This window comes from Mammaliicoccus sp. N-M50, assembly GCF_022386995.1.
GTDB classification, from domain to species: Bacteria; Bacillota; Bacilli; order Staphylococcales; family Staphylococcaceae; genus Mammaliicoccus; species Mammaliicoccus sciuri_A.
Genome location: NZ_JAJNJA010000004.1, coordinates 275,798 through 297,457, shown reverse-complemented (window position 1 = coordinate 297,457; position 21,660 = coordinate 275,798). Strand labels below are relative to the sequence as shown.

The 21,660-nt window shown below is 33.4% G+C and carries 20 protein-coding genes, 6 tRNA genes and 1 rRNA gene; 24 read left to right on the top strand and 3 right to left on the bottom strand.

Annotation, left to right across the window (positions count from 1 at the left end):
* From rrf to LQ622_RS08785, 20 genes are all read left to right on the top strand, one after another.
* Window positions 1-102: ribosomal RNA gene (gene rrf / locus LQ622_RS08880) — 5S ribosomal RNA — on the top strand; the annotation flags it as partial.
* Between the two features lie 19 nt (window positions 103-121).
* Window positions 122-196, top strand: a tRNA-Asn gene (locus tag LQ622_RS08875).
* A 1-nt stretch (window position 197) separates the two neighbouring features.
* A tRNA-Glu gene (locus tag LQ622_RS08870) sits at window positions 198-269 on the top strand.
* Between the two features lie 7 nt (window positions 270-276).
* Window positions 277-352 (top strand) — tRNA-Val (locus tag LQ622_RS08865).
* Between the two features lie 16 nt (window positions 353-368).
* A tRNA-Tyr gene (locus LQ622_RS08860) sits at window positions 369-452 on the top strand.
* A 4-nt stretch (window positions 453-456) separates the two neighbouring features.
* Window positions 457-531 (top strand) — tRNA-Gln (locus tag LQ622_RS08855).
* 4 nt (window positions 532-535) lie between these two features.
* A tRNA-Lys gene (locus LQ622_RS08850) sits at window positions 536-608 on the top strand.
* Window positions 609-794: 186 nt separating this feature from the next.
* Window positions 795-1,700, top strand: a complete 906-nt coding sequence (rocF, locus tag LQ622_RS08845; RefSeq protein ID WP_037590050.1) for an arginase — start codon at window positions 795-797, stop codon at window positions 1,698-1,700.
* A gap of 142 nt (window positions 1,701-1,842) precedes the next feature.
* On the top strand, window positions 1,843-2,649 hold the full coding sequence (gene cdaA / locus LQ622_RS08840) for a diadenylate cyclase CdaA (protein WP_025907437.1): 807 nt from the start codon (window positions 1,843-1,845) through the stop codon (window positions 2,647-2,649).
* Complete coding sequence (locus tag LQ622_RS08835; protein WP_037590047.1) at window positions 2,650-3,585, top strand: CdaR family protein; 936 nt, start codon at window positions 2,650-2,652, stop codon at window positions 3,583-3,585.
* Between the two features lie 21 nt (window positions 3,586-3,606).
* Window positions 3,607-4,959, top strand: coding sequence for a phosphoglucosamine mutase (gene glmM, locus LQ622_RS08830; RefSeq protein ID WP_239762046.1), 1,353 nt, complete (start codon window positions 3,607-3,609; stop codon window positions 4,957-4,959).
* Window positions 4,960-5,427: 468 nt separating this feature from the next.
* Complete coding sequence (gene glmS, locus LQ622_RS08825; RefSeq protein WP_239774940.1) at window positions 5,428-7,230, top strand: glutamine--fructose-6-phosphate transaminase (isomerizing); 1,803 nt, start codon at window positions 5,428-5,430, stop codon at window positions 7,228-7,230.
* Between the two features lie 724 nt (window positions 7,231-7,954).
* A complete protein-coding gene (locus LQ622_RS08820) occupies window positions 7,955-8,257 on the top strand; it encodes a metal-sensing transcriptional repressor (RefSeq protein ID WP_025907429.1) in 303 nt (100 codons plus the stop codon).
* Window positions 8,258-8,270: 13 nt separating this feature from the next.
* Window positions 8,271-10,655 (top strand): heavy metal translocating P-type ATPase, encoded by a 2,385-nt coding sequence (locus LQ622_RS08815; protein WP_239774938.1) that lies wholly within the window; start codon window positions 8,271-8,273, stop codon window positions 10,653-10,655.
* 243 nt (window positions 10,656-10,898) lie between these two features.
* Window positions 10,899-11,507 carry a DedA family protein gene (locus tag LQ622_RS08810; protein WP_126477692.1) on the top strand — a complete coding sequence of 203 codons (609 nt, stop codon included), beginning with the start codon at window positions 10,899-10,901 and terminating at the stop codon, window positions 11,505-11,507.
* 22 nt (window positions 11,508-11,529) lie between these two features.
* Complete coding sequence (locus LQ622_RS08805) at window positions 11,530-11,979, top strand: GNAT family N-acetyltransferase (protein WP_126477693.1); 450 nt, start codon at window positions 11,530-11,532, stop codon at window positions 11,977-11,979.
* A 133-nt stretch (window positions 11,980-12,112) separates the two neighbouring features.
* A complete protein-coding gene (locus LQ622_RS08800) occupies window positions 12,113-12,898 on the top strand; it encodes a VOC family protein (protein WP_126477694.1) in 786 nt (261 codons plus the stop codon).
* Between the two features lie 104 nt (window positions 12,899-13,002).
* Window positions 13,003-13,782, top strand: a complete 780-nt coding sequence (locus LQ622_RS08795; RefSeq protein ID WP_159316322.1) for an ABC transporter ATP-binding protein — start codon at window positions 13,003-13,005, stop codon at window positions 13,780-13,782.
* A gap of 76 nt (window positions 13,783-13,858) precedes the next feature.
* Entirely contained in the window at window positions 13,859-14,713 is an 855-nt protein-coding gene (locus LQ622_RS08790) for a Cof-type HAD-IIB family hydrolase (protein WP_191836083.1), read from the top strand.
* Between the two features lie 141 nt (window positions 14,714-14,854).
* The gene (locus LQ622_RS08785) at window positions 14,855-15,511 is read left to right on the top strand and encodes a haloacid dehalogenase type II (protein WP_204258887.1); all 657 of its coding nucleotides are present in this window, start codon (window positions 14,855-14,857) and stop codon (window positions 15,509-15,511) included.
* 57 nt (window positions 15,512-15,568) lie between these two features.
* Here the strand turns inward: LQ622_RS08785 and LQ622_RS08780 are convergent, their stop codons facing one another.
* Window positions 15,569-16,519 (bottom strand): hypothetical protein, encoded by a 951-nt coding sequence (locus LQ622_RS08780; RefSeq protein WP_239762048.1) that lies wholly within the window; start codon window positions 16,517-16,519, stop codon window positions 15,569-15,571.
* 178 nt (window positions 16,520-16,697) lie between these two features.
* Between LQ622_RS08780 and LQ622_RS08775 the strand changes: the two genes are divergently transcribed.
* From LQ622_RS08775 to LQ622_RS08760, 4 genes are all read left to right on the top strand, one after another.
* Entirely contained in the window at window positions 16,698-17,231 is a 534-nt protein-coding gene (locus LQ622_RS08775; RefSeq protein WP_037590028.1) for a CHAP domain-containing protein, read from the top strand.
* Window positions 17,232-17,245: 14 nt separating this feature from the next.
* Window positions 17,246-17,893, top strand: coding sequence for an SDR family oxidoreductase (locus LQ622_RS08770; protein ID WP_037590026.1), 648 nt, complete (start codon window positions 17,246-17,248; stop codon window positions 17,891-17,893).
* A gap of 18 nt (window positions 17,894-17,911) precedes the next feature.
* Window positions 17,912-18,646 (top strand): metallophosphoesterase family protein, encoded by a 735-nt coding sequence (locus LQ622_RS08765; RefSeq protein WP_239774945.1) that lies wholly within the window; start codon window positions 17,912-17,914, stop codon window positions 18,644-18,646.
* A 92-nt stretch (window positions 18,647-18,738) separates the two neighbouring features.
* On the top strand, window positions 18,739-19,620 hold the full coding sequence (locus LQ622_RS08760; RefSeq protein ID WP_191836086.1) for a nuclease-related domain-containing protein: 882 nt from the start codon (window positions 18,739-18,741) through the stop codon (window positions 19,618-19,620).
* Between the two features lie 663 nt (window positions 19,621-20,283).
* On the opposite strand, the gene LQ622_RS08755 is transcribed toward LQ622_RS08760, so the two are convergent.
* Both LQ622_RS08755 and LQ622_RS08750 read right to left on the bottom strand, forming a co-directional pair.
* Entirely contained in the window at window positions 20,284-21,228 is a 945-nt protein-coding gene (locus LQ622_RS08755) for a cation diffusion facilitator family transporter (RefSeq protein ID WP_191836087.1), read from the bottom strand.
* A 19-nt stretch (window positions 21,229-21,247) separates the two neighbouring features.
* Window positions 21,248-21,547 (bottom strand): ArsR/SmtB family transcription factor, encoded by a 300-nt coding sequence (locus LQ622_RS08750; RefSeq protein ID WP_025907403.1) that lies wholly within the window; start codon window positions 21,545-21,547, stop codon window positions 21,248-21,250.
* Window positions 21,548-21,660 lie beyond the last annotated feature (113 nt).

Sequence of the window (21,660 nt, the reverse complement as noted above, 5' to 3'; positions counted from 1 at the left end):
GCAAAGAGGTCACACCTGTTCCCATGCCGAACACAGAAGTTAAGCTCTTTAGCGCCGATGGTAGTTGGGCTTACGTTCCGCGAGAGTAGGACGTTGCCGGGCAAATATTTAATTTTATTATTCCACAGTAGCTCAGTGGTAGAGCTATCGGCTGTTAACCGATCGGTCGTAGGTTCGAGTCCTACCTGTGGAGCCATGGCCCCTTGGTCAAGCGGTTAAGACACCGCCCTTTCACGGCGGTAACACGGGTTCGAATCCCGTAGGGGTCATTTTTATGGAGAATTAGCTCAGCTGGGAGAGCATCTGCCTTACAAGCAGAGGGTCGGCGGTTCGAACCCGTCATTCTCCACCATTTAATTTAATAAGCTGGAGGGGTAGCGAAGTGGCTAAACGCGGCGGACTGTAAATCCGCTCCTTCGGGTTCGGCAGTTCGAATCTGCCCCCCTCCACCATTTTTGGGCTATAGCCAAGCGGTAAGGCAACGGACTTTGACTCCGTCACTCGCTGGTTCGAATCCAGCTAGCCCAGCCATTAAGAGCCATTAGCTCAGTTGGTAGAGCATCTGACTTTTAATCAGAGGGTCAGAGGTTCGAATCCTCTATGGCTCATAAGTAAGAGACATTAGTTAATCTAATGTCTCTTTTTTTATTGAAGAAAATATGCATAAATCGATGTATATACGTATAAATATTTGGAATATATTAATATTATCCACAAACCCTTATATAGCTTGATGTAAGTGCTTACATATACTAGAATATAATAGTAATGCAAATTAAGGGGGATTTGAAATTATGAAAAAGAGCATTGAAATAATCGGTGCACCAACTGCTTTTGGTCAAAGAAAATTAGGCGTTAATTTCGGACCAGATGCTTTGAGATATGCTGGTTTGATTGAAAGAATAGAAAATATAGGTCACCATGTCATAGATAAAGGTAATGTAGAATCACCTAATATTGATATGAAAAAATATAAAAGCGAACAAGAAGGTTTAAGAAATTTAGATGAAGTGATTTCATTTTCAAATAACTTATATGAATCCGTAAATGAAACGATGAATAATGGTAACTTTCCTTTAATTCTAGGTGGAGATCATTCATTATCAATAGGATCAATCGCTGGTATCAGTAAACATTATAATAATCTTGGTGTTATTTGGTATGATGCACATGGAGATTTAAATACATTAGATTCTTCACCGAGTGGGAATATTCATGGAATGCCATTAAGAGTTTTATTAGGTGAAGGTAATGAAGAATTAATGAATATCGGTGGATATAAAAATAAAGTAAAACCTGAAAATGTCGTTCTAATTGGTATGAGAGATTTAGATGATGGTGAAAAGGAATATATTAAAAAGTCAGGTATACGTACATATACAATGGCAGATATAGATAAACTTGGCATGAATCAAGTTATATCTGAAACGATAGACTACTTAAAGGATAAAACGGATGGTGTACATCTTTCATTGGATGTTGATGCATTAGATCCAGTCGAAACGCCGGGTACGGGCACAACAGTACCAGGAGGCGCGACATATAGAGAAAGTCATTTAGCTATGGAGTTACTCCATGAGTCAAATTTAATCGTATCTGCTGATTTAGTTGAAGTAAATCCTCTTATCGATGAATATAATAAAACGGCGCATCAAGCAATTGGATTAATGGGCTCATTCTTTGGAGAGAAATTATTATAATTGACAATCATGGATAAAATATACTTTAATAAAGAAGTCTCTTTAATAGAGGCTTTTTTTGTTTTATATATAATTAAATTAACAATATATCTCAAAAATTGTTATAATAATCACTAGGTAAATGAAACACGGAGGAGATACTATGCAGTTACCTGACATTTTTGGTGAATTAAGTGCCTTAAAAGTTATAACAGGTATACTTGATTTAATTATTGTATGGTATGTATTGTACTTAATTATAACGGTCGTTAAAGGTACAAAAGCGATACAACTATTAAAAGGTATATTTTTCATCATAATTGGTAGAACAGTAAGTAATTTTTTGAATTTGACGACTACTACGCTTTTATTTGATTTTGTATTGCAATGGGGATTTTTAGCAATCATTGTAATATTCCAACCAGAGTTTAGAAGAGCGTTGGAACAATTAGGGCGAGGAAGTCTATTTAAACGAGTAAATGTAGCGACATCAGCAGAACAAGAAAGGTTAACTGATAGTGTTGATAAAGCTGTTCAGTATATGGCCAAAAGAAGAATAGGTGCATTAATTGTATTCGAGAAAGAAACTGGTCTTCAAGACTACATAGAAACAGGGATACCTATTAATGCTGATATTTCTCAAGAATTACTCACAAATATTTTTATTCCAAATACACCATTACATGATGGTGCGATGATTATACGTGAACAAAAAATTGCTACAGCAGCAAGTTATTTACCGTTATCTGACAGTCAAAAAATTTCTAAAAGTTTAGGAACGCGTCATAGAGCAGCTGTAGGGATTTCAGAAGTATCAGATGCATTTACAGTTGTAGTATCAGAAGAAACAGGTTCAATATCTGTAACAATTGATGGTCGATTAAGAAAAGAAATATCAAGTGAAGCCTTTAGAGAATTACTAGTTGAGCATTGGTTTGGTTCTGTTCAAAACAGAAAGGATGTGAAGTAGATGCTAGAATCTAAATGGGGTTTACGTTTTGTAGCTTTAATTTTAGCGCTACTCATGTTCTTATCTGTGAATAATGTGTTCGGTAGCTTGTTTTCAGAAAATGCTTTGAAAAGTTCAGATCATGTAATAGAAGATGTGCCGGTAGATACAATCTATAATACAAAAGAATTATATTTATCTGGCGCACCTAAAACTGTGGATGTAAAAGTTTCTGGTCCACAATCAACAATATTACAGGCTGAAAAATTATTGAATTTTAAAGTGGAATTGGATTTGAAAAACAAATCTGTAGGGCAATATAAAGAAAACTTTAAAATCAAAGGACTTAGTGATGAACTTAAAGCGACAGTTGTGCCTAAAAGCGCAAATGTAACGTTACAAGACAAAGTTTCTAAAAAATATCCAATTGAAGCTGAGATTAATCAAAATAGAATTGCTTCTGGATATGAGCTAGTTGGAGAAACTGTTAATCCATCTCAAGTAACGATTACAGGTGGACAAGAAGAACTTAATAAAATTGCTTATGTTAAAGCTACTTTAGATGAAACGAAGCAATTAACAGATGATACGACTGAAAAAGCGGGTATTAGTGTACTTGATAGCAATTTAAATAAACTAGACGTACAGATTAGACCAGATACTGTTAACGTCAATATTAAAGTTGCAAGATCTAGTAAAACTGTGACATTAAATCCTGTGAAAAAAGGTAGTGTATCAAAAAATATAAATATTGATGATATTACTTTAGATAAATCCGAAGTTAAAATATATGGTTCAAGAAATGTACTTGATGGTATAGGATCAATAGATGTACCTGTCGATGTTTCTAATGTTGATGGAAATACAACTAAAAAAGTTGATCTTAGCTTGCCTGATGGTGTGGACGAAGCAGAATTCAAAGATGTTGAAGCAAAAATAGAAACTTCTAAAAACTAACGGAATTAAAGGAGAATTATAATGGGCAAATATTTTGGTACAGATGGTGTTAGAGGTGTAGCAAATTCTGAATTAACACCAGAAATCGCATTTAGATTAGGTAGATTTGGCGGCTATGTATTATCGAAGAAACATGGTAGTGAAAATCCTAAAGTATTAGTAGGTAGAGATACGCGTGTTTCTGGGGAAATGTTAGAAGCAGCTTTAATCGCAGGTCTTTCATCAATTGGTGCAGAAGTGATGAGGTTAGGTGTTATTTCAACACCAGGTGTAGCTTATTTAACAAGAGAAGTAGATGCAGATTTAGGTGTTATGATCAGTGCGTCACACAATCCAGTAGCTGACAATGGTATTAAATTCTTTGGTCCAGATGGTTTCAAATTAACGGATGATGAAGAATTAGAAATAGAAAAGTTATTAGATTCTACAGAAGACAATTTACCAAGACCTACAGGTAACCAATTAAATCATATTTCGGATTACTTTGAAGGTGCTCAAAAATATATAAGCTATATTAAATCAACTGTTGATGGAGATTTAGATGGATTGAAAATTGTCCTAGACGGTGCACATGGTGCTACTTATTCTCTTGCACCGTATTTATTCGGTGATTTAGAAGCAACGAGCGAAACAATCGGTTGTAAGCCAGATGGTTATAACATTAACTTAAATGTGGGTTCTACACACCCAGAAGAATTAGCAAAAGCTGTTATTAAACATGGTGCAGACCTTGGTTTAGCTTTTGATGGTGATGGGGATAGAATCATTGCTGTAGATGATAAAGGGCAAATTGTTGATGGTGACCAAATCATGTATGTGTTAGCTGAAGATATGGCACAAAATGGTGAATTAAAAGATAACATGGTTGTTTCAACAGTAATGAGTAATTTAGGTTTCTATAAAGCGCTAGAAGAAAAAGGTATTAAATCTAACAAAACAAAAGTTGGAGATAGATATGTTGTAGAAGAAATGCGTCGTGGTTCTTACAGCCTTGGTGGAGAACAATCAGGTCATATCGTGATGATGGATTATAATACGACTGGTGATGGTTTACTTACTGGTGCGCACCTTGCAAGTATCGTTAAAAGATCAGGTAAAAGTTTAAGTGACTTAACAAGCAATATGAAAAAATATCCACAAAAATTAGTAAACGTAAGAGTTTCTGATAAATATGGTGTTGAAGAAAACGCTAAAGTTTCTGAAATCATGACTAAAGTTGAAGTTGAAATGAATGGCGAAGGTCGTATATTAGTAAGACCATCAGGAACTGAACCACTAGTTCGTGTAATGGTTGAAGCTAAAACAGAAGAAGATGCTGAAAGATTTGTTAACAGTATTGCAGAAGTAGTAGAACAAGAAATGGGAATTGAATAATAATATTATAAATCTGAGACAACTGTTGTCTCAGATTTTTTATTTTAAAATTTAACAAGTGTAATTATATAGAAAATAATGATAATTGCACGGAATATAGTATAATAATTGCACAACATACTATTTCATTGTAGAATGAAGAGAGCTTGCATAAGGAGGATTGTGAGGTTTATCGAAATAAGGAAACTTATAGCGCCTGAACAAAGCGCATACACGATTGTAGAGGCATGTATAATCAGATACATGCTGAATGAGTGTTATGACCTTTGTTGACGAGGAGGATAGTTATCGAATTTTCGGCGGATGCTATCCCGGATGTGGCCCATTCGAAGTTCAATGTTTAAAGCATATAGGTGACTGTATGTCCAAAGACGTTGAAATAGCCATAAATTGAACAGAGTATTGAAAGCGACTAGACTAAAAATTTTAAAGTCTGACCGCTTATTTAAAATTGGAGGAATTTTGATTATGTGTGGAATAGTAGGATATATAGGTACAGCAAATGCTAAAGAATTATTACTTAGAGGATTAGAAAAATTAGAATATAGAGGTTATGATTCAGCTGGTATTGCTGTAAGAAATGAAGAAGAAATTAAAGTATTTAAAGAAAAAGGAAGAATTGCTGAATTACGTAAAGCAGCTTCTGATGACTTTGATGGAAATATTGGTATTGGACATACACGTTGGGCAACTCACGGTGTGCCAAACTATGAGAACGCTCACCCTCATCAATCAACATCAGGTCGTTTCACATTAGTACACAACGGTGTTATTGAAAACTATGAACAACTTAAAAATGAATTTTTATCAGGTATCACTTTTAAATCAGATACTGATACTGAAGTTATTGTTGAATTAATTGAACACTTCTCAAACGAAGGGTTAACTACAGAAGATGCTTTCAATAAAGTATTATCATTATTACACGGTTCATATGCATTAGGTTTATTAGATGAACAAGATGCTGACACAATCTATGTAGCTAAAAACAAATCACCATTATTAGTTGGTATCGGTGATGGATTTAACGTAATTGCTTCAGATGCAATTGCTATGTTAGCTGTATCAGATACTTATAAAGAATTAGTCGACAACGAAATTGTTATCGTAAAACGCGATGAAGTGATCATCAAAGACCAAGAAGGTAACGTAATCGAAAGAGATAGCTATAAAGCTGAAATCGATGCTTCAGACGTTGAAAAAGGTACTTACGATCACTACATGTTAAAAGAAATTCACGAACAACCAGGTGTTATGCGTAACATTATTCAAAACTACCAAGATGAAGAGGGTAACCTTAAAATCGATAAAGAAATTATTGAAGATGTTGCACAAGCAGATAGAATTTATATCGTTGCATGTGGTACAAGTTACCATGCTGGTTTAGTAGGTAAAGAATACATTGAAAAATGGGCAGGCGTTCCTACTGAAGTACATGTAGCTTCAGAGTTTGTTTACAACATGCCTTTATTATCTGAAAAACCATTATTCATCTTTATTTCACAATCAGGTGAAACAGCAGATAGCCGTGCAGTATTAGTAGAAGCTAAACGTTTAGGTCACAAAGCATTAACAATTACAAATGTACCAGGATCAACTTTATCTCGTGAAGCGGATCATACATTAATTTTACACGCTGGACCTGAAATCGCTGTTGCATCAACAAAAGCATACACAGCACAAATCGCAGTATTAGCAATTCTTTCTCAAGTAGTTGCGAATGCACATAACAAAAATACTGGTGTAGATATTATTCCTGAATTAGCGAAAGTAACAACTGCAATCACTGCAATTGTTGACGATGCGCCTAAAATGGAACAAATCGCTAAAGATTTCTTAGAAACAACACGTAACGCATTCTTTATTGGACGTACAATGGATTACTACGTAGGTCTTGAAGGTGCATTGAAACTTAAAGAAATTTCTTATATCCAAGCAGAAGGATTTGCTGGAGGAGAATTAAAACACGGTACAATTGCATTAATTGAAGAAGGTACACCAATCATTGCATTAGCTACACAAGAAAAAGTTAACTTATCAATTCGTGGTAACGTTAAAGAAGTTGTAGCACGTGGTGCTAATCCATGTATTATTTCTATGGAAGGTTTAGAACACGATCATGATACGTATGTAATACCACACGTTCATGAAATGTTATCACCACTTGTATCAGTAATCACATTACAATTAATCGCTTACTACGCTGCATTACACAGAGGTTGTGACGTAGATAAACCACGTAACTTAGCTAAATCAGTTACAGTTGAATAGAATGATATTGAACACCTGAGCTACTCGCTTAGGTGTTTTTTTATGTAAATTTTGAATATATTATATACGGATAGGCGTGTATGATGGCTATAGTAACAAAAGTCGAGAGAATTGTAACTAAGGAGGTCCATAGTAACAAAAGTCTGGGAAAGTGTAACTAAGGCAGGCCATAGTAACAAAAGTCGAGAGAATTGTAACTAAGGACGCCCATAGTAACAAAAGTCCGGAGAATTGTAACTAAGGGCGCCCATAGTAACAAAAGTCCAAGGAATTGTAACTAAGGCAGTCCATAGTAACAAAAGTCGGAGGAAATGTAACTAAGGAGGTCTATAGTAACAAAAGTCGGAGGAAATGTAACTAAGGGCGCCCATAGTAACAAAAGTCGGGAGAATTGTAACTAAGGCAGCCCATAGTAACAAAAGTCCGGGGAATTGTAACTAAGGCAGCCCATAGTAACAAAAGTCGGGAGAATTGTAACTAAGGGCGCCCATAGTAACAAAAGTCCAAGGAATTGTAATTAAGGCCGCTCATAGTAACAAAAGTCCAAGGAATTGTAATTAAGGCCGCTCATATATACAAATGACTAAGAAAATGTAACTCACGACAATACTCTTGATTATTCTTACTTTCTTTATTCAACATCTCATTATAAATTTTTGAGCTTTTATATTGAAAAATATACTATAGGGGGGTATAGTATTAATTAGAGAGAGGACGTGATTGTATGAGTGAATATTTACATGAACATACGGTAACACCTAGAACGAAAGAGGAAAAAGATAAAGTGATCAATAGACTTAAACGTATTGAGGGTCAAGTGCGTGGTATTCAAAGTATGGTTGAGGAAGATAGATATTGTGTGGATATATTAGTACAAATTAGTGCGATACAGTCTGCTTTAAAAAATGTTGGATTTGCGGTAACGGAAAGACATATTAAACATTGTGTGACGGATGCTATTCAAAATGGTGAAGGTGAAGAAACGATTGATGAATTAATGAGTGTACTTAAACAATTTTCTAAGTAAGGAGGTTAACGAAATGAGTGAATCTAAACATGTTACTGTTGGTGTAACGGGTATGACATGTGCAGCATGTTCCAATCGTATTGAAAAAGTGTTAAATAGAATGGATGGCGTTGATGCTCAAGTGAATTTATCGACTGAGAAAGCATCCATCACTTTCAATAATGACGCTACAAATTTATCAGATGTAACTAATAAAATTGAAAATCTCGGATACGGTGTCTTAACTGAAAAGGCTGAATTAGATGTCTATGGTATGACGTGTGCAGCATGTTCTAATCGTATCGAGAAAGTACTCAATCGACAAGAAGGTATTACACAAGCGACAGTTAATTTAACGACTGAGCAAGCTAATGTCGAATTCAATCCTGAAATTATAGATGTTAAAAGTATCATTAATAAAATTAAAAATTTAGGCTATGACGCTGCTACTAAAAGTGATGTTCAAAATAAAACAACGCATAAAGAACAAGAAGTACAGAAAATGAAAACTAAACTGATTATTTCTGCTATTTTATCGTTACCACTTTTATTAACAATGTTTGTGCATTTATTTAATATGCCTATGCCACATATCTTAATGAATCCTTGGTTTCAATTTATACTAGCAACACCTGTTCAATTTATCATTGGCTGGCAGTTCTATGTTGGCGCTTATAAGAACTTGAAAAATGGTGGCGCTAATATGGATGTATTAGTGGCATTAGGAACAAGTGCAGCATATTTTTATAGTTTATATGAAGCTATCAAAACAATTGGTAATCCATCTTATATGCCACATTTATATTTCGAAACAAGTGCAGTGTTAATTACTTTAATCTTATTTGGTAAATATTTAGAAAAACGCGCTAAAAGTCAAACAACGAATTCTTTATCATCTTTATTAAATTTACAAGCTAAAGAAGCAAGAGTTATTCGTGATAATAAAGAGATCATGATACCTATTGATGATGTCGTTGTCGGAGATATTTTATACATCAAACCAGGTGAAAAGATACCGGTGGACGGTATTATTGAAAAAGGACGTACATCAATAGATGAATCTATGATTACAGGTGAATCTATTCCTGTTGAAAAAACGATAAATGAAGAAGTCATTGGTTCAACGATTAATAAGAATGGTTTAATTCATGTAAAAGCAACTAAAGTAGGAAAAGATACAGCACTAGCTTCTATTGTTAAAATTGTAGAAGAAGCGCAAGGATCTAAAGCTCCTATACAAAGATTGGCTGATGTTATTTCTGGGTATTTCGTTCCGATTGTTGTTGGGATATCAATCTTAACATTTATCGTATGGCTAACATTAGTAGACCCAGGTCAGTTTGAACGAGCATTAGTTGCAGCAATTGCTGTGATTGTCATTGCTTGTCCATGTGCGCTTGGATTAGCTACACCTACTTCCATTATGGTTGGTACGGGTAAAGCTGCAGAGAACGGCATATTATTTAAAGGTGGCGAACATTTAGAACGTACACACCAATTAGATACAATCGTGCTAGACAAGACTGGTACAATCACAAAAGGTAAACCTGAAGTTACGGATTATACTGGAGACTTAGAAACACTCAGTCTATTAGCAAGTGCAGAAAAAGGTTCAGAACACCCACTTGCTGAAGCAATTGTTGCATACGCTACAGAACAAGAAGTCGCATTTAATGATGTAGACGACTTCGATGCAATACCTGGATATGGTATTCAAGCTACTATTCAGAATAAAGAAATATTAGTGGGTAATCGAAAATTAATGACAAGACATGGCATTGAAACGACATCATTTGAACAAGACATGTCCAATTTAGAACAAGAAGGTAAAACGGCTATGTTAGTTGCTGTTGATCGTACATTTAAAGGTATTGTCGCAGTTGCGGATACGATTAAAGAAAGTGCACCAGAAGCGATTAAAATGCTTCAAGATGAAGGGTTAGAAGTCGTAATGCTTACAGGTGACAACGAAAGAACAGCTCAAGCTATCGCAAATCAAGTAGGTATTCAAAAAGTCATTTCTGAAGTATTACCAAATGAAAAAGCTGATAAAATTAAAGAAATTCAAAGTACTGGCAAAAAGGTTGCAATGGTTGGCGATGGTGTTAATGATGCACCAGCATTGGCAATATCAGATATTGGTATCGCAATTGGAACTGGCACAGAAGTTGCGATTGAAGCGGCAGATGTAACTATTCTTGGTGGAGAATTATTACTTATCCCTAAAGCGATTAAAATAAGTCATGCAACAATTAAAAATATTAAACAAAACTTATTCTGGGCATTCGGATATAATACGGCAGGCATACCAATTGCTGCAATAGGTATTCTAGCGCCTTGGGTTGCAGGTGCAGCAATGGCATTAAGCTCTGTAAGTGTCGTAACAAATGCATTAAGATTAAAAAAAGTTAAATTATAAATACTCATTCACACTCATATATAAATGGGTGTGAATTTTTTTATGAATCATTTTAATGTAAAATAAAAAGTAATGACAATGCATATAAATAAAAATTGTCATGTTCATACTTAAGTCTTACACTTATTCAGCGTTATATATTATATAATTAAGTTTCATCATTATGTTTTATTTATTATTATTGAGAGTTTTTATTTACAAAGTAATAAAATGAGAAAGATATCAACTTAAAGGAGCAAATCAATGGAGAGTTGGATTACAAGTGTAATGGAACAATTTGGCTATTTTGGTATTGCCTTATTGATATTATTGGAAAATGTTTTCCCACCCATACCATCAGAGGTTATTTTAACATTTGGAGGTTTCATGACAACGAAGTCAGATCTAACAGTCTTAGGTGTAGTCGTTGCATCTACAATAGGTTCTGTAGGCGGTGCTGTCATATTATATTGGATTGGTCGTATTCTAAATGTTGAAAGAATCGAAAGAATTATCGAGAAATGGGGTAAATATCTTAGGTTAACGAAAGAAGATGTAAGAAAAGCAGATGCTTGGTTCGATAAATATGGACCATGGACTGTATTTTTCTGTAGATTTATTCCACTTATTCGAAGTTTAATATCCGTTCCAGCTGGTATGAGCGGTATGAATCAATGGTTATTTTTAGTATTAACGACAATCGGTACATTGATATGGAATTTAGTATTAGTACTGGTAGGTGCTAAAGTAGGAGATAATTGGCATCAAATCGTTAATTATATGGATGTTTATTCTCACTTTATGTACGCAGTTATTGCAATTGGTATAATTGTATTTGTCATTTGGTTTATTAGGAAGAAGAAAGTTTCATAATTTAAACAATGAAGGTGATACAATGATAACTTTATGTGAGCAGTTAAATGATAGACATTATGAATTATTAGCTTTAGCAGATGACAATCAACATGCAGTTAATGATTATGCTGCTAGAGGACAAGTGTATGTTTATCAGCAAGATCATCAAGATATCGGAATTGCAGTTGGGTTATTAACGAGACCCAATACATATGAGTTAGTTAATTTAGCAGTTGATCCTCAATTTCAAAATCAAGGTATAGGACGATTATTAATTGACCATATGATTAATGAAGCGAGAAACTTACATTGTCACACAGTAACTGTTGGAACAGGTAACTCAGGTATTGGGCAATTGAAACTTTATCAACAAGCTGGATTTAGAATGAAATCAATAGATATTGATTATTTTGTAAAGTATTACGAAGAACCTATCTTTGAGAATGGTATTCAATGCAAAGATATGGTGAGATTAGAGCTGGAATTGTAATAATATAGCCTATACGGATTCAATTTTAAATTGTACCGTATAGGTTTTTTTACTTTTCGAAACAAAGTAGTATACTTTTTATAGTATATAAAGTATACTATAGTTAATTAATAAATAAGAAGAGGTGCAAGTTATGTTTCATGGTAAAGATGCAAATTTAGTAAAAGGCATTACATTAAATGTTAAAGATTTAGAAAAAATGACAGTATTTTATGACAGTATTCTAGGATTAAATATAAAAAGTAAAGATGACAAACAAACAGTATTTGAGATTGGTAACTCAGGTCATACTATTACATTAAATTTATTAGTAGATGGTAGAGAACCAAGTATGAGAGAAGCTGGATTATTCCATCTAGCAATATTATTACCAACTACTGCTGATTTAGCTGACTTTTTATTACATGCTTCAAGATTAAATGTAAGACTGGGTGCTGGGGATCATATCGTGTCAGAAGCATTGTATTTAAATGATCCAGAAGGCAATGGTCTAGAAATTTATAGAGATAGAGATCCAGAAACTTGGGTATGGAATGATGGTAACGTTAATATGGATACACTTGAAGTAGACGCAGAAGCATTAGTCCAACATGCTTCAACTGAAGGTTGGAATGGTATGCCTGAAGGTGCTAAGATTGGCCACTTACATTTAAAAACAAGCAACATCAATGAAAGCAAAGATTTTTATATTGATACATTAGGATTAAAAATTGTTGTAGGTAATTTCCCTAATGCATTATTCATGTCAACAAAAGATTATCATCACCATATTGCGATTAATACTTGGCAATCAAATAAAAAACGTGAAGATTTAGACAATAGTTACGGACTTGCTAATATCGATATGCAAATTCCGAACAGAGCATCTGAAGTATTGATTTCACCAGATGGATTAAGATTCGATATTAATCCAGAATAATCATCATAAAATTAAGCCTTCCTATCCTATCGTCTTTAATATAAGAGTTGTTTCATGTACAATAAGTGAATATTCTAAATTCTTATATTAAAGGGGATGTAAGTATGCTTCTTGATTTGAAACATATTAATTGGATTAGAGAAGGCAAATACATATTAAAAGATATTTCTTGGGAAATAGTAGATGGAGAACATTGGGTCTTGTACGGATTAAATGGTGCTGGTAAATCTACTATTCTCGATATTATTAACGCATATACAGCTCCATCATCTGGTGAATTTGAAATACTAGATATGAAACAAGGAAGACCAGGTTATTCTGCTGATGCTATTAGAAGGCAAATAGGTTACGTTTCGTCATCTTTATTTAAGAAAATGAGACAACAGGACAATGCTTATACAACTGTTATTAGTGGTGCTTATGCGTCAATAGGTGTTTATGAAGAACCTACTGAAGAAATTAAAGAAAAAGCGAAACATATTTGTGAAACGCTAGGTATTACACATTATATAAATAGAAGGTTTGAAACGCTATCTCAAGGAGAACAAACGCGCGTATTAATAGGTAGAGCGTTAATGTCAGAACCGAGGTTGCTTATTCTTGATGAACCAACAAATGGATTAGACTTTGTAGCGCGTGAAGATCTGTTAGAAAGAATTGAGTATATCGGTCAAGATAGTAATGGACCAACGATTATTTATGTGACACATCATTTAGAAGAAGTCTTACCAATCTTTAAAAACATACTTTTATTGAAAAATGGAGAAGTATTCCAATCAGGTGATATTCATTCGCTATTAAATAGTGATAATATGAGTAACTTATTTGGCATTGATGTGGATGTAACATTTAAAAATAATAGACCAATTTTATCTAAAAAGTAATATAAATTTTAAAAAATTGCCTTTATGTTGTGAGCATGAAATAATAGACATTGATAAATGATATGGAGGATTCAACATGACGACTCAAGCAGTTTTTTTAGATATGGACGGGACAATTTTAAATGAAGACAACAGAGTAACGAATCATACAAATGATGTTATTCAAGAAGTTAGACAAAAAGGCATTAAAGTATTTATTGCGACAGGAAGAGCATATGATGAAATTCCATATTTAGTACCTGAGAATTTTGAAGTTGATGGTATTTTATCTTCAAATGGTGCAGTAGGATATATTAATGGAGAAGAAATATTTAAACACCAACTACCTATGGAAACAGTGCGTAAACTTGTTGATTTAGCAGAACAACATCAAATTTATTACGAGTTATTTCCATACTATAAAAATCGTATCGCCTTAAAACGTGATAAAACGTTATTACTTTCTGAAATCCAAACAGATGAATTGGGAGATGTAGAACGTAATGAATGGAAATCTCGACAAGAAGCTTTAAGTGAGAAAATCAATTGGGTTGATGAAATACCAGAAGATGCTTATTCTAAGTTTTATTTCTTCAAAAAATACGAGTCAGAAATTAAAAAATGGGAAGAACTTATCGTACCTATGAAAGAAGAATTAGATATTTCAATCTCTCATTCAACAACTTGTAATTTAGAAACAATGCCAACGGGTGTTAATAAAGCAACAGCTATTCAAGCGACTTTAGACTATTTAGGTATCGCAGCGGATACTGAAACTTTTGCGATTGGTGATAGTGATAACGATAGACAAATGCTCGAATTTGTAGATAATCCAATTGTTATGAAAAATGCACCTGATCATATTAAAGCGTTAGGTAGTGAAGTTACGAGACGTACAAATGTAGAAAATGGTGTCGCTGACTTTTTAAGCCAAAAGTTTTTAATTAATTAAATCAATATATGAAACCATGTCCGATATAAGGTGACATGGTTTTATTTTATGAACAATAAGGTTGTTAGCAATATATTTTGTGTGATTGGTTTATATACATTTGGATATAATATAATGAATGATGTTTTTAGGGGTGATGAAATGATTAAAACAGTAGTATATGACTTATATGGCACGCTTTTTGATATCGATAGTGTGAGAGAAAAATGTGAAAAGTTATTCCCGGGAAATGGGGATAGAATAGCTAAAGCATGGCGATATAAACTAATTGAGTATACGCATGTGAGACAATTAGTGGATGAATATAAACCATTTAGTAAAGTGATTCGTGATTCACTAGAGTACGTACTCAGTAGAAATGATTTTGATTACTCATTGAAAGAAATTAACGAATGTATGGCAGCATATAATCAATTAACGCCATTTCCAGAAGTTGCCCATACATTAAAAGAACTATCAGAAGTTGATCAAATCATATTTAGTAATGGTAATAAAGACATGATAGAACAAGTATTAGATAATTCAAATATTACAAATTACTTTAAGTTTATCTTGTCTCTTGAAGCGTTTGGGGTGTATAAACCAGATTCTAATGGATACGCTTTGTTAGAAGAAAATATTCCATATAATAAAGATGAAGTACTATTTGTATCATCAAATAAATGGGATATTGTTGGTGCAGAAAAGTTTGGATTTCAAACGGCATGGGTTAATCGTAACTTTAGTGATTTTGAATATATAGAAGTAAAACCCGACTTTGAATTACAATCCTTATATAGTATTAAAGATTTATTATAAAAAAAGCGCTCAATCTTTTGAATGTAGATTGAGCGCTTAATATGTTATCAATTAGGATTACTGGTTATTTGGAGGGTAAAGTGCATTTTTATTTTTGTGATAGAAGTTCATCACACTTCCGTAAATGAAGTATGAAACAGCAAACATAAAGATAAAGTACACAATATATCCAAGTACCGCGAATATAACTTGTAATACTGCTGGCATAAATGAAACGACAACTGCAACTACGATACCAATAATAGCTAAAACAATATATGCAACAACAACATAGAGTAAGTTGCTGAATAATAATTTCCAAGCATTATTAGGACCTTTACTTGTAATATTCCAACCAATTGAGAATTTAGTGAAAGTTGGTAACGATCTTTGATCAATATGAACAAGTACTGTGTTCATAATAAATATCACTATATAATATAATGGAATAAACACTGCGAATAGAACTAAAATCATAAATAACATGATAATTACAAATGATATAGACATTGCGCCGAAAGCTTCACTTGAACCGCTTGGTTGCATAATAGCCATAGATGTTCCGAATATTGCAACGAATATTAGTTCAACAACTAATACGACAATATAAATCGCTATGTACATTGCAACACTAATCACACCTATAATAACTGTAAGTTTTAATGTTTTAACGTAGTTTCCTTTTCGTAAGAACATAAATAAATCACTAAAGTTTGGTCCAATACCTAAGTCTGTATCTTTATAGTATTTAATCATGCCATAAGCTAAAGGAATTAAAACAAAGATATATAAACCAAGTGTTAGTAAAAAGCCGAGTACCATAGTGATAAAGAATATTGCTAGTCCTCCGCCAGAAGGTTCACCTGAAAAGTCTTGTGATGAAGCGAGTGAGACACCACCGATTAAGAATAATACACCCGGTATTAACATTATGAGAACCATAACGATTGATGCTAAAATAGAAAATAGAATAGTTTTTAAATGGAATCCCTGTCCATTTCTAAAGTAATCCAATTGGAACTTGAACATATGATTCACCTCTTGTCTTTTTGTATCATTAGGGTACCATAAAAAACTATGTAAATGTCATTTAATTGTCAAAAACTTTCTTGCATTTGCGAATTTTTCAAAAAAGTTATAAGCACTTTATTTGATATCCTACGTTTTAACTCATATATTTGAGGTACATTAGTTATAGGAGTGAGCTATGAAAAAGTTATTCCGCTTCATCGTTTACCTTGCAACGTGGGTCGCTATTATTACCATGGTTATGCTTTTTAAAAGCCAAGGTGGATTCGATTTATTGAATCATTATGTTGAAGACGTAAAGAAGCAGATGAAAGAAAAAGAAGTAGCGATTCGTACGGAACAAATTAAAAAGAATGATAAAACAGATGACCGTTCACTTGGTAATTACTATCAAGAAGGTCAATGTACATTTTATGTATTTGAAAAAAGATTGAAAATTGATAAAAAAATTAGTTCATCATGGGGTGACGCTAAACATTGGGATGACCGTGCAAAAGAAGAAGGCTATAAAGTTAACGGACAACCTAGTGAAGGCTCAATCTTACAAACTGATTATGGTGAACTAGGACACGTCGCAATAGTTGAAGAAGTAAAAAATGATGGTTCAATTGTTGTTTCTGATATGAACTATAAAAAGCCATATGAAGTGACTTCAAGGTTAATCACGCCAGATAGATTACACAACTATCGTTTTATACATGAAAAAATTTAAAGGAGTGTTTTATAATGAAGATTTTCGTAATAGGTGCTAATGGACAAATAGGAAGACATTTAGTTAAAGATTTAGTAGCAGAAGGCAATGAAGTTGTTGCAGGTATTAGAAAAAACAGTCAAGCAAGTTTCTTTGAAGACTTAGGTGCAACAACAGCACCACTAGATCTTGAATATGACGATATCAATGACATTTCTGAAAAAATAAAAGATGCAGATAAAGTTGTGTTTACAGCAGGTTCAGGTGGACATACCGGTGCAGACCAAACAATTATTATTGACTTAGACGGCGCAGTTAAATCTATTGAAGCAAGTAAAATAGCAGGTACGAAACATTTTGTACTCGTGTCTTCATTTGATACAAGAAGATCAGCTTTTGAAGGAGATTTAAAACCTTACACAATAGCTAAACACTATGCAGATGAACATTTAAGAAATGCTAATATACCATATACAATCGTTCACCCTGGTGCATTAACAAATGATGATGCTATAGGAACAGTTACATTAGCTGAAGAAGTAGAACGTGGTAAAATACCTCGTAAAGATGTAGCGACTGTCTTGGTTGAAGTATTAAACAATGATGAGAAAATTGGTCAAGAATTCCAAGTCGTTTCAGGAGATGTTGAAATTAAAGAAGCGGTTGATCAATTTAATCAATAATCATGAAGGAGTCTTATGATGGTTAAATTCGCAATTTTGACAGATATACATGGAAATATCGATGCATTAAACGCGGTACTTTCAGATATCGATAATCGAACGGATATAGATCACATTTATAACTTAGGTGATAATATTGGTGTTGGCCATTGTACAAACGAAGTTCTTGAAGCAGTTACTATCAGAAAAGATATGACATACATTGCAGGTAATCACGACGAAGCGATTATGTCAGTCGTTAACAACGAACCATATCCAGAAAGTTTGAAAAGTAAGTTCTATGAACATCATCAATGGATAGTAGAACATTTAGACAGCAAATATTATACCTTTTTAAATGACCTTAAACGTGAAGTTACAAAAGAAATAGACGGTTTAAAATTTTATTTCACACATTATCGAATACTCGAAGAAAATATGGATAAGCATATTAGTGAAGATCCATTTGAACCAATCGTAGATCCTTCGTTAGAACATGTACACGGACTATTTAACGGCGTAGATGCAGATTTTGTTACATTCGGACATAATCACGTGTTACATCACTTTGATGATATAGAAACAATATATTTTAATCCGGGGTCAGTAGGGTTAAATAACGGTGCATACGCAGTGTATGGCATAGTAGAAGTTAAAGATGGTGCCATAAACGTAGAAAGAGTCAAAGTACCTTATGATAATCAACCATTCTTAGAAGGATTCGATGATAAGAAAGTACCAGGCAAACAATTAATTTTTGAATCATTCATATAGAAGAAAACAGCCACAACATTGATGTTGTGGCTGATTTTTTTACTGATATGGATTAAAATGGAAATGAATAAACTTATAAAGAAGGTGAACCATTGAAAAAGAACTATTATTCAGTGATTGAATCTCTTATAGGTAGAACATACATAAGTCCTCAAGATATTCAAAAATATGAAACATATAAAAAAGGAAAAGAAGGTGAAAGGAAGTTTTTGGAAATATTAAACTCTATTGATCAATTAGAGTTTATATATGATTTACAACTTCAGAGTACTCAAAATTATCAATTTGATTTTATAGTTATTACTGATAAGATTATCTATCAATTCGAAATCAAAAATTATTTTGGTAAATATGAATTTAATAATGGTAATTTGATTTGTGATAACGGCTTTGTAATTAAATATCCGTTAGCTCAATTAGATAGAAATGACTATATTCTAAATAAAGTACTTGATAAATTAGATATAGAAAGAACTATAAAAAGCTATATAATATTTATTAACGGAAATTTTAGTATGAAAGGTAAAATAGATGAAGAAACAATTATTTTACCAAACCAGTTAAATAAAGTAAGACATCTCCTTAAAAACAGTAACTCTCCAAATAATTCTATAATAAAAACCACATTACAAAATCTCCATACACCTTTTGAAGATGATTATCATCAATATCCGAATTATGAATTTAACAAATTAAAACCTGGTATAAGATGTACACAATGTAACAATATAATAGATACACCACTGAAAAATAAAAAGAAAGTAATCACTTGTTCTAACTGTTTTAATGAGATACCTAGAAAAGAACTTATTTTAAATACTTTAGACGAATTAATGTATTTGAAAGGAGCACCATTCAATATGAAAGAAGCAAGGAAGTGGTGTAATGGTGTACATAGAAATACACTTTCATATATTATGAAAGGACATTTTAATATGATTACACAAGGAAATACTAAAGTATATTATAAGTAAGTTAAGGTATATCATAAATTTGATTTTGAATAGTGTGATGGGGTACTGAATCCAGGTATGGCGCACGAAGACTGAAAGATATCGTGCGCTAGGGTACAAAATCGGGGTGTAACGCACGAAGACTGAAAGATATCGTGCGCTAAGGTACAAAATCAAGGTGTGGCGCACGAAGACTGAGAGATATCGTGCGCTAAGGTACAAAATCCGGGTGTAACGCACGAAGACTGAGAGATATCGTGCGCTAAGGTGCAAAATAAGGGTGTGGCGCACGAAGACTGAGAGATATCGTGCGCTAGGGTACAAAATAAGGGTGTAACGCACGAAGACTGAGAGATATCGTGCGCTAGGGTACAAAATCAGGGTGTAACGCACGAAGACTACGAGATATCGTGCGCTAAGGTACAAAATCAGGGTGTAACGCACGAAGACTATGAGATATCGTGCGCTAGGGTACAAAATCGGGGTGTAACGCACGAAGACTGAGAGATATCGTGCGCTAAGGTGCAAAATCAGGGTGTAACGCACGAAGACTGAGAGATATCGTGCGCTAGGGTACAAAATCAGGGTGTATCGCACGAAGATTGAGAGAGATTCCTATACCAAATTATATAAAGTAAAAAACTAGAACAAATTAGGTATATATACCTAAATGTTCTAGTTTTTCTAATGTACGTGTTCTGTTTGTTCCATGCAACAGAGTAGGGAACTGTCATGCTGATGATCTGGTGTTTCTAATTGGATTGTTGCGTGATGTATAGATTTATGAATAAGTTTATGATTGATTTCTTCTATTATACTGTCGCATTCCTCCACAGTCTTATCTTTATCTACGACTGCGTGGCAACTTAATGCTGTTAAATCACTTGTAATGGACCATATATGCAAATCATGTACTTCTATTATATCTGGGTGCGACTTGATTGTTTCTGAGATTTCATGAACATCGATATTTGATGGTGTGCCTTCCATCAATACATTTAATGCAGACTTCGTAACACCATATCCGCTTCTAATAATTAATAGTGCCACAATAACACTTGCTATCGGGTCAGCTAATTTCCAACCGAATGCAATCATAATGAGTGCTGCTACGATTGCGCCAACTGAACCTAATAAATCTCCGAGTACATGAATGAAAGCACCACGCATATTTAAGTTGTCTTTCGTATCAGACCCTTTAAACATTAACCAAGCTATGAAAATATTAACAAGTAAACCGATTGTACTTATGATTAACATGCCTGTGGAAGCGACTTCTGGTGGATCAATAAATCTGGAAATGGCTTCATAAAAGATATATATACTAATAGCAATTAACAAGACACCATTAATTAAAGCTGCTAAAATTTCAAATCTCTTATAGCCATATGTCTTATTCTTATTGGCAACACGTTCACCAAATTTAAATGCCATTAATGCTATAAAGAGTGAAATGGCGTCACTAAGCATATGTCCAGCATCTGATAGTAAAGCTAAACTATTTGTAATATATCCACCAATCACTTCAACTATCATAAATACAGCAATGATAATAAATGAAATGAGTAGTATCTTTTTATTGTTTGTATGAACATGGTTGTGGTCATGTCCATGATGTTCATGTCCCATGAAAACACCTCCTAAATTGTTAATGTTTGGCATGCTCGATGGCTTGTTTTAATAATAAGATAACGTGATCATCATCGATTGAGTAATAAATACTTTTACCTTCACGTTCAAATTTAACAAGTCTAAGATTCTTTAAAAATCTTAATTGGTGCGATACGGAAGATTGACTGAGTGAAAGTGTTTCAGCTATACAACCTACAGAATGTCTTCCGGTACATAATAAATGTAATATCTTTACGCGAGTCGGATCGCTTAATGCTTTAAAAGTTTGTGATACAAGTAATAATGTTTCATCATCTAAAATAGTATTTGTAGTCATATTATTCTCCTAACATATGAATATATGTTCATATGTTAATCTTATTAAAATTTATGTTATCTGTCAAATTATTATAAATTGACAAAATAGCTATATTTGTGAGATGTTCACTT

Coding starts and splice junctions, on each gene's coding strand:
- LQ622_RS08800 (WP_126477694.1), top strand. CDS start 12,113: ATGTTTCATGGTAAAGATGCAAATTTAGTAAAAGGCATTACATTAAAT.
- LQ622_RS08835 (WP_037590047.1), top strand. CDS start 2,650: ATGCTAGAATCTAAATGGGGTTTACGTTTTGTAGCTTTAATTTTAGCG.
- LQ622_RS08815 (WP_239774938.1), top strand. CDS start 8,271: ATGAGTGAATCTAAACATGTTACTGTTGGTGTAACGGGTATGACATGT.
- LQ622_RS08780 (WP_239762048.1), bottom strand. CDS start 16,519: ATGTTCAAGTTCCAATTGGATTACTTTAGAAATGGACAGGGATTCCAT.
- LQ622_RS08820 (WP_025907429.1), top strand. CDS start 7,955: ATGAGTGAATATTTACATGAACATACGGTAACACCTAGAACGAAAGAG.
- rocF (WP_037590050.1), top strand. CDS start 795: ATGAAAAAGAGCATTGAAATAATCGGTGCACCAACTGCTTTTGGTCAA.
- glmS (WP_239774940.1), top strand. CDS start 5,428: ATGTGTGGAATAGTAGGATATATAGGTACAGCAAATGCTAAAGAATTA.
- LQ622_RS08775 (WP_037590028.1), top strand. CDS start 16,698: ATGAAAAAGTTATTCCGCTTCATCGTTTACCTTGCAACGTGGGTCGCT.
- LQ622_RS08765 (WP_239774945.1), top strand. CDS start 17,912: ATGGTTAAATTCGCAATTTTGACAGATATACATGGAAATATCGATGCA.
- cdaA (WP_025907437.1), top strand. CDS start 1,843: ATGCAGTTACCTGACATTTTTGGTGAATTAAGTGCCTTAAAAGTTATA.
- glmM (WP_239762046.1), top strand. CDS start 3,607: ATGGGCAAATATTTTGGTACAGATGGTGTTAGAGGTGTAGCAAATTCT.
- LQ622_RS08755 (WP_191836087.1), bottom strand. CDS start 21,228: ATGGGACATGAACATCATGGACATGACCACAACCATGTTCATACAAAC.
- LQ622_RS08790 (WP_191836083.1), top strand. CDS start 13,859: ATGACGACTCAAGCAGTTTTTTTAGATATGGACGGGACAATTTTAAAT.
- LQ622_RS08750 (WP_025907403.1), bottom strand. CDS start 21,547: ATGACTACAAATACTATTTTAGATGATGAAACATTATTACTTGTATCA.
- LQ622_RS08795 (WP_159316322.1), top strand. CDS start 13,003: ATGCTTCTTGATTTGAAACATATTAATTGGATTAGAGAAGGCAAATAC.
- LQ622_RS08785 (WP_204258887.1), top strand. CDS start 14,855: ATGATTAAAACAGTAGTATATGACTTATATGGCACGCTTTTTGATATC.
- LQ622_RS08805 (WP_126477693.1), top strand. CDS start 11,530: ATGATAACTTTATGTGAGCAGTTAAATGATAGACATTATGAATTATTA.
- LQ622_RS08770 (WP_037590026.1), top strand. CDS start 17,246: ATGAAGATTTTCGTAATAGGTGCTAATGGACAAATAGGAAGACATTTA.
- LQ622_RS08810 (WP_126477692.1), top strand. CDS start 10,899: ATGGAGAGTTGGATTACAAGTGTAATGGAACAATTTGGCTATTTTGGT.